An 11,957-nucleotide genomic window follows, 5' to 3' on the forward strand; every position below is an offset into this window, starting at 1 on the left:
AGCTGTATAAAGAGACGGGACGAAGGCTCAGCCTTCGTCCCGTCTATCTGTTTAATCCCAATTATTGAAAATAAGATCCTCCACGGTTTGCGGCTGCCAATAGCGGGCCTGCTTCACCTCGGCGGCATCGAGGCGGGCCATGACCTGCGGCGTCAGACGCTCCTCCAGCTGTTCGCGGGTGAGCAGCGTGTAGTCGGGCGTTGCTGACTCAGGTGATAATTGGGACAACTCGTCCACTCCGAGGTAACCGAAGTCGCTTTTGGGTGATTCGCGACGGATCGCAGCCAGCGGATAGTAGGCATTGAGGAAGAAGCTCCACTCCTCCTCGCCATAGCGCATCAGAAACTAGTAATAATTTTTGCCGGTCAGGTCGATGTCCTCCCAGGTGAGTACGAATCGGTCTGACGACAGCGTGTAGATGAAGGCCAAAAATGTATTGGCATGCAGCGGCGAAAGCCGCCGACCGGGGTCTGCGAAGCCGGTGATGCCCCGTTGGATATATTCCATGTAAGTGCTCCTTGTTGCCGTTTTACGATGAGTTTATTACAAGTGGCCAGCGATGTCGAACAGATTCATCTCATTCAGCTTTTTTACAACCTCCGACGTACGTGACATATTGAATTTTTTGAGAATGCCATTAATTTGCTTTTTGATGGTCTCGACCTCGACAGAACGCAGCTCGGCAATTTGTTGTCTGCTTTTGTGTTGGCAGAGCAGCTTCAAAATTTCCAGTTGACTCGGCGTCAGGCTGGATACGATGTTCAGCAAAGCCATCACGACAGATTCGTTATTTTTTACTCGGACCATCTCGCTTCGCAGCTTACGCGCGATCATCGGGCGGATCGGCGAATCGTCCAGGTAAGCAGAGCGGATACCGGCTATAATCTCGTCTGGCGTGGCGGATTTTATGAGATAATCGACGATGCCGTTCTGGAAGGCTGCATAGACGATATTATCATCCTCATGTACAGTAAGCACGATAATTTTAATGTCGGGGTACATCGAGTGAACAGCCTTCGACGCATCGATCCCTGCGAATCTGGTTTCCATCTCAATATCGGTCAACAGTATATCGGGCTGTCGCCGGCAGACGCTGTTTACAGTAGCAGCGCCACTCTCGAGAGAATCGAGCAACTCGAAATTCATCTGCGTCCCGATGATGCGCTCTAGGCGGCGGCGATGAGCTTCCATATCGTCTGCAATCGTAATTTTGATACGTTCCATTCATTCGACCTCCTAAAATGCTCTTTGTCGTTTTCGGTCAGGTAAGAGGCAAAAAGATTTTAAATACCGTGCCGTTGCCTTCCGCATCCCCCAGCTCGATTTTTCCATCGTGAGCGGTTACGATTTTGTGGCAATATGAGAGGCCAACTCCCCAATTGGTAGAGGTTGATTTCGTAGTAAAGAAGGGGGAAAAGACGTCGTGTTTATGTTCGGGAGCAATACCGGGGCCGTTATCGGCGATGGCAATGCACCCCCAGGTGTCCTGATCCTCAATTCGGATCGTTATTTGCCCATTACTCCTTCCCCTTAGCGCTTCAATGGCGTTAATCATGATGTTGTAGCATACCTCCGTTATATGCTTCTGGTCCATTCGGACCTTGTTTTTGGATAATCGAATGACTTCGATAGGGACGGCCTGCTCAGCCGAGGTTAGCTTGGCAAGCGCTGCTTCGACCGGGACATGGAGCCGACACACAGTTAGCTTGAGCGAGATCGTGCTCAACTTGTCCGAAGCGTTGTCAATCATTTCATAGGAGTCAGCGCATGAGTTTAGGATCAATTTCAAGCTGTATAACGCTTCTGGATCGTCTGCAAGCTTCTCTCGCAAAAATTCCGCTTCGGATCGAATGGCGAGCAGGTGGTTTTTTACAGAATGGGTAAAGGCTTTGACTCCCAGGGAGGCGGTTCGCATTTTTTTGACGATGTCTTCATTAGCGTTATGGTCAAGTTGCTCGAGTGTCTTATAGCGAGAAAACGTGAAGATCATGGCTCCCAAGGCTATGAACGATAAGATGGGAACAATATTGAGCCGGAGCGCCAAATTTTTAATTTGAGGCATTAAAAAATTCGGGTGATCCGGTATAAAAGTCGCCTTTACAAGCAAGTCGGGAGCCCAGGAGAACATCATCCAATGGATAGCTGCGATAGGGAGCAAGCACATCATATGATAAATTGTATATCGTCGAATGAAACGGACCTTATAGTTTTGCACGAGGTAATGAAGAAGAATAAAAAAAGAAAGAGACATCGTCACATACTTAAAAAGAAGAAAGAACCTGTCTAGATTGTTACTTATCGAGTGATATAATTTACCATATTCGTAACCTTTGTTGTGAAAGAAGTTTTGAAGCCCCAGATTCAAGTAAGGGTCATAAAAAATGAACTGCACTACGAAGCCAAGAATAAACACCGCGTACATGTAGAATCTGACCTTGTGCCGACTCAGAGTAAACGAAACCGAGAACATGAGGAAGGAAAAACAAAACAACAGAATCGACCCGTTAAGAAGGCGAATAAGCAGCATAGAATCAAAGTTTTCCAGTACAAGACGGTTCCAGGAGCCTGGGCTAAAGTTATAAAACTCACGGATAGCGATAAAGTAAACGTTAAAGTTGCTCAAATAAAACAGATATGAAAAAAAAGAAACGAGCCAGCTTGCGATCATCATATACAGATACAATGTGGAGACGTTTTTTAATCGGGTGTACGTCATCGCAAGCGCATACAAAATCAGAATCAGAGATAAATAGATCATCATATTCGCTCCGAATGACAAGATGAAATCGTGAAGGGGTAAAAAATAATCCGTGGAAAGGGTATAAATGTTTCCACTTATTTTGATTCGAATCCAAGTTTATAATTGCAATTGTAAGGGATTATAACATGTGCAAGGGGGATTGTAAATTGAAAACAAAGGCTTCTGCAATGGTATCATTTACGCTTTTGGCAGGTTTACTTGCCGCCTGTTCCTCGAATGGTACAAGCTCAAACCTCGGGGTTTCGGAGGAGTCTCCGACGACTGGTAATCAAGTGGAAAGCGCCGTAAATTTTACGGTGCCAGTATTGCCGGATGACGAGGAGGCGTTCAAGGCAGCCTATGAATCATTCTCCAAGGAGCATCCCAACATCAAGGTGGAGTTCATCTCTTTTCCTGCCAATCAGTATTATGAAAAGCTCAGAATCCAACTCTCTGCAGGTGTGGAATACGACCTGTTCGGCGGGGTTCTGGACTCCATGATCGATACCGGCATTATCGAACCGCTAGATGAGTTGATCAAGCAGCACGGCACAGATGTATCCGGTTTTGGGGAGATGTACGAGGGCATGAAAGTAAATGGTCAGTCCTACGGACTGCCTTATCGCAAATCCAACTGGATGCTCTACTACAACAAGGATATCTTTAATCAATTAAATGTACCGTACCCGAGTGAAGACCTGACGTGGGATGAGTTCCGGGGACTGGCCAAGCAAGTAACGAGCGGTAGCGGGGAGAACAAGATCTATGGCGCGTATCTCCAGCAATGGCCGCAAACCTGGTATATGCAGGGTGTTCAATCTGGTGCAACTATTATAGATAAAGATCTTGAGCCCTTCAAGCAGGCCTTGCAATTCAGACTGGACCTGGAATCGGACGGCTCCGTCATGAAGTGGTCGGAGCAAATTGCGACAGGAGCTCATTATAATGCAGCGTTCCAAAAAGGTAATATAGCCATGAACCTGATTGGCGACTGGCATGTTGCTCAACTGCGCAAAGCGGAGGACGAAGGGAAAATCAGTTTCGACTGGGACGTCGTGCCGGTACCGCATCCGGAAGGCGTAGAGAGCAATACGACGCTAGCGTTGCCAGTCTCGCTTATGATCAACAAAAATTCCAAGCATAAAGAAGAGGCCTATACTTTTATCGAGTATATGACCGGCCCGAAGGGAGCGCAAATCTTCGCCTCCCGCGGTTATCTGACCGGCTTTATCAACGAGGATGTCAAGACGGCTTACCTTGGGGATGGCAGCCGTCGTCCCGAGCACTTGAGCTACTTCAGCGAGACGAAGGAGTATCCGGAATATCCGATGCTGCCAGGGGTAAAAAACATTCTGGTTAACAATATCTTTAAGCAAGAGGGGGAGCTTGCATTCATCGGTGAGCAGACGCCCGAGGAAGCGGTTCAGAGAATCGCTGAGCGCGTAGAAAAGGAATGGGCCAGTATTTACTCGGAGCAGTTCAAGGTCGGACAGTAACCATCGGAAACAGGGGCGATCTCGGCATGAAAACGGCTGGTTCGCCTCTCCATAAAGGAGTGACTTCAAGATGCTGCGCAACAAACCGCTTACGATCTCGCAGCGCAACCGGCTCGTCGGCTACTGCTTTTTACTGCCGAATCTGATTGGCTTTGTCTTATTCATAGTTATACCGGTAATCGCCTCCTTTTTGATGAGCTTTAGCAACTGGAATGGCTTTGGCTCTTTCGAATTCATCGGTTTCGCTAACTATATGAAGCTTTTCGAGGATGACAATTTCAAGATTTCCTTTGTCAATAGCATGATCTTTACTGTCGTCTCGGTGCCTGTTACGCTATTCGCCGCTTTGTTGATCGCCGTATGGCTGAACGCCGGGGTCAAGTTTCTTAAGTTGTTCCGCACGGCTGTCTTCCTCCCCTATGTTACGGCTACGATTGCTGTAGCAGTCGTATGGCAGCTTATGTTGAATCCGTCGATGGGACCTGTCAATGGCATGCTTCGCAGCCTTGGGCTCTCAGATCCGCCGGGCTGGTTCTCCTCAACGGCCTGGGCGCTGCTATCGGTCATGCTCGTCTACATCTGGCATTCGATTGGCTACTACATGGTGTTGTATTTGGCTGGGCTGCAAGGCATTCCCGATCATCTATACGAAGCGGCCTCGCTTGATGGAGCTGGGGCGGTACAGAAGTTTTTTCGCATTACACTGCCTTCGCTGACGCCGGTCATTTTCTTCACAGTCATTATCGGAGTCATTAATTCGTTTAAGGTATTCGACCTGATCTATGTGCTAACCGAGGGGGGGCCGGGACGCTCCACGCAAGTGCTCGTCTATACGATTTACAATGTAGCCTTCAAGCAATTTGATTTTGGTTACGCTTCTGCGATGGCTTATGTTTTGTTCCTGGTCATCCTTGTGTTCTCGTACGTGCAGTTTGTTGGACAGAAGAAATGGGTGAATTACTGACTTGCTTATTAGCACTGAAAGGGGGGCTTGCCGTGGAGCGGGCCGCATCAAGTGCCGGATTGTCCATGAAGAAGCAAAAAAAACTCAAGCACGCGTTCCTGTATCTTGTACTGTTTTTGACTTCGTTGTCTATGGTGTTGCCCTTTCTATGGATGATATCAGCCTCGCTTAAAGCGGACAGCGACATCTTCGGATTTCCGATCAAGTGGTTTCCCGAGCATGTGTATTGGAGCAATTATGTCGATGTATGGACGCAAATTCCGTTTCATCTTTATTATTTGAACACCATCAAGCTGGTTGTTATTACAGTGGCCTTTTTGCTCGTCACATGCTCGATGGCGGGCTATGCCTTTTCGAAGATTCGCTTCCCAGAGCGAGACGGCATGTTTTTTCTCTACTTAATGACGATGATGATTCCTTACCAGGTGATGATGATTCCGCAATTTATTATGTTTAAAAATATGGGTCTTGTCGATTCCCACTGGTCGCTTATTTTGCTAGGCATCGTAAACCCGTTTGGCGTCTTTCTGTTCCGTCAGTTTTTTTTATCGATTCCTGACGAATTGCTCGAGGCGGCGCGCATCGACGGTCTTTCTGAGTTTGGCATCTATGTGAGGATCGTTTTGCCGCTGACCAAGCCGGCGATAGCGACGCTCGTTATTTTCTCTTTCATGCATACGTGGAACGACTTTCTCGGACCGCTGATCTATTTGACCTCGGATCACTTGTTTACGCTCCAATTGGGGATGCAGCATTTCATCGGACAATACAATACGCAGTACGCGCTTTTGATGGCGGCAGCGGTGTCCTCGATCATCCCGACCTTGCTTGTCTTCGTTGCCGCGCAGGATTACTTTGTCAAGGGGGTTGTCGGCTCTGGAGTGAAGGGCTAGTCGAACCAAGTTATGCGAGGAGGAATAGCTATGCAGCGCAGACCCAATCTATTGTATGTATTCGCCGATCAGTGGCGTCGTCAGGCTGTGGGCTTGATGAAGGAGGATCCGGTATGGACCCCGCACATCGACGAGTTCGCGGACGAAGCGTTGATGTTCACGCAGGCAATCAGTTGCACCCCGCTATGCTCGCCGCATCGGTCGGCGCTTATGACAGGCAAATATGCCTTCTCTACCGGCGTCTATACGAACTGCAAGACAGGGTTGCCCGTTATGCTCTCTCCTGAAGAGACAGGCATTGCGGAGGTTCTCAGATCGGGAGGCTACGCCACGGGTTATATTGGCAAGTGGCATCTGGATCTCCCGGAACAAAACGTGTCGGAGCAGCCGTTGTCCGGGGCCAGGGACTGGGACGCCTACACGCCGCCGGGTCCGCGAAGGTTTGGTTTCGATTATTGGTATTCGTATGGCACGCACGACGATCATCTGGCGCCGCATTACTGGCAGGATTCTTCCGAGATGATCGATATTGATGCGTGGTCTGTGCAACATGAGACGGACAAGGCACTGGAATACATCCAAAGGCATGCCAGCTCGGAGCAGCCATTCTCCCTGTTCCTATCCTGGAATCCGCCGCATAGCCCGTTTGAGCTCGTCCCGGAGAAGTACAAGCAGCTGTATCAAGATCGAGAGCTGTCAAAACGCGGAAATATGGTGCCGACAGATCCCTTCCTTGTCCATACCGGCGAATATATCGCTGGAGGGGAGGCAGCCTGGCAACAATACGCGCGCGATTATTATGCCGCTATAAGCGGTATCGACGAGCAGTTCGGTCGTCTGCTGAGGCAGCTTGAGGCGTCAGGGATCGCAGAGGATACCATCGTCGTCCTGACCTCCGATCACGGGGAGCTGCTCGGCTCGCACGGCATGATGGCCAAGCATGCCTGGCACGAGGAGTCTATCGGCGTGCCGTTTATGGTTCGCTGGCCCAAGGGCATTCGGAGTGGCAGGACGGATGTGGTCCTCAATACAGTAGATATCATGCCAACTCTGCTGGAGCTTCTGGAGATGGAGGTGCCGGGCACAGTACAGGGCGATTCTTTGGCCATCCATATGCGTCATCCTTCGGAGAACGGAGCATTACAATTCAGGGATGAGGAGGCGGATAGGCGAGTGGGCTATATTAGCGCCTTCCCCGGAAGACTTCCGGCGGTTGAGGCCTTCCGTAAGGCAGGCCTCAACCATCTGGATTTTGGCTGGCGGGGGATAAGGTCCATGTCGTATGTATACGTAGTCAACCGCGGGTATGCTCCTGAAGCCGAAGTAGATAGATGGCTATACGACCTGCGGGAAGACCCGTATCAATTGCACCCACTCAGGCTCGAGAGCGCCTCGGAGCATGCGGTGTCCGAACGGCTGGAACAGCTTCTGGCTCATTACCTCCGGATGACAGGCGACGGCTTTCGATTGTAGTCGGGGACAGGGTTATCGGTCGGCCGCATAGCGCAGTCCCCACTGGGTGCGGATCGCATCGAGCGTGCCCATGATTGCCTGCGTCTCGGCCAGCGGCATGATGTCCGACTCCAGTCGGCCTTCGCGGATCGCTCGCATCGCTTCCTCAGCCTCGAAGTTGTAGCCTTGCTCCTCCCGGCCGTCATCGTAATGAACGGGCTCTTGACCGTTCTCGTGCAGCGAAGCCGTCTTGCCGAAGAGGAATTTCGGGATGTGGATATAGCCCTTGGTCCCGTAGATATAAGCGTCGCCGACCATCCCGAGCTGCACGCCTGCGTTCAGGACGGCGGAACGGCCGCCCTCATAGCCGAAGAGCAGCGAGAAGTGCTCGTCGACGCCAGTCTGACCGATGCTGACGACGCTCTGGATCGACTGCGGCTCGCCGCCGAAGATCATCGAGGCGAAGGAGACGGGGTAGATGCCGGCATCGAGCAGCGCGCCGCCACCCTTGGCCGGGTCGAGCAGCCGACTGTCCGGCTGCCAGCCGATATTGAAGCCAAAGTCGGCCTTCAGCATCCGCACCTCGCCGATTCGTCCCTCGGCCAGCCACTCGCGCACCTGGACGATCGGAGGCAGGAAGCGCGTCCACATCGCCTCCATCAGGAAGACGTTGTTCTCTCGGGCAACTTGGATCAGCTCCGCCGCCTCCGCTTCGTTCATCGTGAACGGCTTCTCACAGAGCACCGCCTTGCCTGCGCGCAGCAGGACGAGCGCGTTATCCTTATGTACGGTATGCAGGGTGCCGATGTAGACGATCTGGACATCCGGGTCCTGCGCCAGCTCCTCGAGGCTTCCATACGCTCGCGGGATCTGGTGCGCTTCGGCGAAGGCATTGGCTTTGTCGGCGTTGCGGCCGCCTACGGCGAGCAACTCTGCGCCTTCTGCATGACGCAGATCCTTTGCGAACTTGGCGGAGATACCGCCGGGACCGAAGATGCCCCATTTTACTGTAGTCACGGTCATATTATTTTACCTTCCTTTCGGGTAACATGAATGCCAGGACGATTCCTGTCTAATACTTTACCACAAGCGCTCCGTTTACGGCGGCGCTTAAGCTGGATTACATAAGAAAAACTACATTTCTCCATATATCCGCCGCATTTCGCCATGTGCCCGGCTGCCTGCTGCTCGCTATAATGGAAGCGTAACTTCAACAGGTTCTAAACTTCGACCATCAGGAGGTTCCTATGCCGATTCAATATGATAAAGATACGCGTCTATTCCATCTGAGCAACGACCGTGTCAGCTATGTGCTCCAGCTCGTCGAGACGGGGGTGCCCGCACATGTGTACTGGGGTCGCCATGTCCGGGAAGGCCAGCTCCCTGAGCTGCTACGCCGCGTGGAGCGCAACTCTTCCTCCCCCAACCCGTATCCAGAGGACCGCAGCCTCTCGTATGATACGCTGCCGCTGGAGTACCCGGCCTACGGGACGAGCGATTTCCGTCATCCGGCCTACCAGGTCCAGCTCCCTAACGGCTCGACGATCACCGAGGCGGTCTACCGCACCCATCGTATCTATGCCGGCAAGCCGCAGCTGCAGGGACTGCCCGCGACCTATGTCGAGCATGATGGCGAGGCGCACACACTGGAGCTCGAGCTGTTCGACGAGACGGCGGGGCTGGCGATTACGCTGCTCTATACGATCTTCGAGGGTCATGACGCGGTGACGCGTTCGGTCCGCTTTGCCAATGAAGGCGCCAGCGAGCTGAAGCTGCTGCGCGCGCTCAGTCTGGGCGTGGACTTCCGCTCCTCCGACTATGAGATGCTCCATCTGGCAGGGACATGGGCCAATGAACGTCAGGTACAGCGGCGCAGACTGACGCCGGGTCTCCAGAGCATCGGCAGCAGTCGAGGCTCGAGCAGTCATATCCATAACCCGTTCGTAGCATTGGTGCGAGACGGTGCAGACGAGGATCATGGCGATGTCTACGGCTTCAGCTTCGTCTACAGCGGCAACTTCGTCGCGCAGGTCGAGGTCGAGCAGTACGGCACGGCGCGGGTGACGATGGGGATCAATCCATTCGACTTCAGCTGGCTGCTGGAGCCGGGCGAGACATTCCAGACGCCGGAGGCGGTCATGGTCTACTCGGCTGATGGGCTCGGCGGCATGTCGCGTACTTACCACCGGCTGTATCGGACGAGACTGTGCCGCGGCGAGTTCCGCGACAAGAGTCGGCCGATCCTCGTCAACAACTGGGAGGCGACGTACTTCGACTTCAACGCCGACAAGATCGAGGCGATCGCCAAGGCCGGCAGCGAGCTTGGCATCGAGCTGTTCGTGCTCGACGACGGATGGTTCGGCCGACGCAACGACGACACCAGCTCGCTCGGCGACTGGGTTGTCGATCGCGCCAAGCTGCCGGGAGGGCTGGAAGAGCTGGTCGATCGCGTACGGGCGCTGGACATGCAGTTCGGCCTCTGGTTCGAGCCGGAGATGGTATCGCCGGACAGCGACCTGTACCGCCAGCACCCGGACTGGTGCCTCCATGTGCCGGATCGCCGGAGGACCGAAGGACGGGGGCAGCTCATCCTCGACTTCTCCCGCACAGAGGTGGCAGATACGGTGTACGCCATGGTGAGCGACATCCTCCGCAGCGCGCCGATTACCTATGTGAAGTGGGATATGAACCGCAACATGTCGGAGATCGGCTCGGCCGCATTGCCGCCGCAGCGGCAGCGCGAGACTGCGCATCGTTACATGCTCGGACTATATCGGGTGCTGGAGCAACTGATCACCGAGTTCCCGCATATCCTGTTCGAGAGCTGCTCGGGCGGCGGCGGCCGCTTCGATCCCGGCATGCTACATTATATGCCGCAGACATGGACGAGCGACAATACCGACGCGGTCAGCCGACTCAAGATCCAGTACGGCACCTCGATGGTGTATCCGATCAGCGCGATGGGCGCGCATGTGTCCGAGATTCCGAATCATCAGGTCCATCGCAATGCTTCGCTGGAGACGCGCGGTCTGGTGGCGATGTCGGGCAACTTTGGCTACGAGCTTGATCTGACGAAGTTCACGGAGCAGGAGAAAACGATCGTCCGGGCGCAGGTCGAGCAGTACAAGGCGCTTCGTCCGCTTACCCAGTTCGGCGATTTCTACCGTCTGCTCAGCCCGTTCGAGGGCAACGAGGCGGCCTGGATGTTCGTATCCGAGGACGGCTCGGAGGCGGCAGCGTTCTTCTTCCGCGTGCTGGCTGTGCCCAATCCGCCGCTCTCCTGGCTGCGACTCAAGGGACTGCTGCCGGAGGCCAACTACGTTCTGGTCGGCGAGGACCGCGTATTCGGCGGCGACCACCTGATGTACGCAGGCTTGCAGGTGCCGGAGCTGCGCGGCGACTACCAGGGCCATATGTGGCATTTCAAGCGGGTATAACGTCAGACAATCGCAGACCAGGCCCGTTCGATACGAACGGGCCTGGTTAGGTATCTAGCAGAGCAGGGAGTCTGCTAGCCATCTGAACCGCGCCGCACGGCGCTCGGCGTGGTGCGCTTCAGTCGTTTGAACATGCGGCCAAAGTAGGTGAGGTTAGTGTAGCCGACCTGCTCGGCGATGGAGGCGACCGGTGCGTCCGACTCCTGCAGCAGACGATGCGCCTCGTTGATGCGCAGCAGATGGACATAGTCGATCAGCGTAGTGCCGGTCAGCTGCTTGAACCGCTTGCAGAAGTGGTTGGGGCTGAGATTGACCCGGGAGGCGGCATCGGCGACGGTGATCGGCTCATGATAGTGCCGACGGATATGGAGCAGGAGCTCGGTGAACGGGTGGTCCCGATGGGGACGCGCGACGCCGGGCTCTTCGTGCTGCCTGGAGTAGCGGAACATCAGGCCGAAGATCCGGTATAGCTCCGCCTTGACGAACAGCTCAAAGCCTGGCGGCTTGGCCTTGAGCTCGGCAACCAGCGCGTCGAAGGCCCGGCTGACGGGGGAGGTGAACGGGTTATCCTGCTCGAGCAGCTGCGGCAGCTGCATCCGGTTGGTGAAGTAGGGTGCGAAGTAATCCATCTCCGTGCTGTCGAGTCCGCCTGTCCGCACCAGCACCTCGTTGAAGACGATACAGACCATTTCGGCGTCGGGCGCCAGCGAATGCGCAGCATGGAGCTGACGGGAGTGGACGATCGCCAGCTCGCCTTCACCGAGCTCGTAGCGGGCGCCGTCGAGCTGCACCTGGACGCGTCCGGACTTGACATAGAGCCACTCGATATGGTCATGCCAGTGCGGTGGGATATGGCGGGTGAAGAACACATTGATCGGGAACGTCTGGTCCGGGAACATCGTCTGTTCCCGCAGCGCGGGGTTGGTCATCGGTGGCGCTCCTTTCGGGACAGTGGGCTTCTACAGATTCGATCCC

11 protein-coding genes are annotated in these 11,957 nt (G+C 54.0%); 5 read left to right on the plus strand and 6 right to left on the minus strand.

Translation table 11 applies throughout. From position 1 onward, the window contains the following. Positions 1-51: 51 nt before the first annotated feature. The 4 genes from PA598K_RS26435 to PA598K_RS26445 are packed head-to-tail and all read right to left on the minus strand — an operon-like array spanning position 52 to position 2,758. Positions 52-339: a hypothetical protein gene (locus PA598K_RS26435; protein WP_128659823.1), complete on the minus strand. Its 288-nt coding sequence runs from the start codon at positions 337-339 to the stop codon at positions 52-54. 6 nt (positions 340-345) lie between these two features. Next, entirely contained in the window at positions 346-507 is a 162-nt protein-coding gene (locus tag PA598K_RS36540) for a hypothetical protein (protein WP_185602240.1), read from the minus strand. Positions 508-543: 36 nt separating this feature from the next. After that, entirely contained in the window at positions 544-1,224 is a 681-nt protein-coding gene (locus PA598K_RS26440; protein ID WP_128659824.1) for a response regulator transcription factor, read from the minus strand. A 37-nt stretch (positions 1,225-1,261) separates the two neighbouring features. Next, the gene (locus PA598K_RS26445) at positions 1,262-2,758 is read right to left on the minus strand and encodes a sensor histidine kinase (RefSeq protein WP_221414182.1); all 1,497 of its coding nucleotides are present in this window, start codon (positions 2,756-2,758) and stop codon (positions 1,262-1,264) included. A gap of 149 nt (positions 2,759-2,907) precedes the next feature. Between PA598K_RS26445 and PA598K_RS26450 the strand changes: the two genes are divergently transcribed. The 4 genes from PA598K_RS26450 (at position 2,908) to PA598K_RS26465 (ending at position 7,566) form a co-directional block, all read left to right on the plus strand. Continuing rightward, a complete protein-coding gene (locus PA598K_RS26450; protein ID WP_260405627.1) occupies positions 2,908-4,236 on the plus strand; it encodes an ABC transporter substrate-binding protein in 1,329 nt (442 codons plus the stop codon). 70 nt (positions 4,237-4,306) lie between these two features. Then, complete coding sequence (locus tag PA598K_RS26455) at positions 4,307-5,200, plus strand: carbohydrate ABC transporter permease (RefSeq protein ID WP_128659827.1); 894 nt, start codon at positions 4,307-4,309, stop codon at positions 5,198-5,200. Positions 5,201-5,265: 65 nt separating this feature from the next. After that, positions 5,266-6,093: a carbohydrate ABC transporter permease gene (locus PA598K_RS26460; RefSeq protein WP_128659835.1), complete on the plus strand. Its 828-nt coding sequence runs from the start codon at positions 5,266-5,268 to the stop codon at positions 6,091-6,093. Positions 6,094-6,123: 30 nt separating this feature from the next. Continuing rightward, complete coding sequence (locus PA598K_RS26465) at positions 6,124-7,566, plus strand: sulfatase family protein (RefSeq protein ID WP_128659828.1); 1,443 nt, start codon at positions 6,124-6,126, stop codon at positions 7,564-7,566. 12 nt (positions 7,567-7,578) lie between these two features. On the opposite strand, the gene PA598K_RS26470 is transcribed toward PA598K_RS26465, so the two are convergent. Next, entirely contained in the window at positions 7,579-8,568 is a 990-nt protein-coding gene (locus PA598K_RS26470; protein ID WP_128659829.1) for a Gfo/Idh/MocA family protein, read from the minus strand. Positions 8,569-8,792: 224 nt separating this feature from the next. Between PA598K_RS26470 and PA598K_RS26475 the strand changes: the two genes are divergently transcribed. Beyond that, a complete protein-coding gene (locus PA598K_RS26475) occupies positions 8,793-10,982 on the plus strand; it encodes an alpha-galactosidase (RefSeq protein WP_128659830.1) in 2,190 nt (729 codons plus the stop codon). A gap of 74 nt (positions 10,983-11,056) precedes the next feature. Here PA598K_RS26475 and PA598K_RS26480 read toward each other — a convergent pair whose 3' ends face one another. Continuing rightward, a complete protein-coding gene (locus tag PA598K_RS26480) occupies positions 11,057-11,911 on the minus strand; it encodes an AraC family transcriptional regulator (protein ID WP_128659831.1) in 855 nt (284 codons plus the stop codon). Between the last annotated feature and the right edge of the window lie 46 nt (positions 11,912-11,957).

This window comes from Paenibacillus sp. 598K (assembly GCF_003851045.1).
Lineage (GTDB): Bacteria > Bacillota > Bacilli > Paenibacillales > Paenibacillaceae > Paenibacillus_D.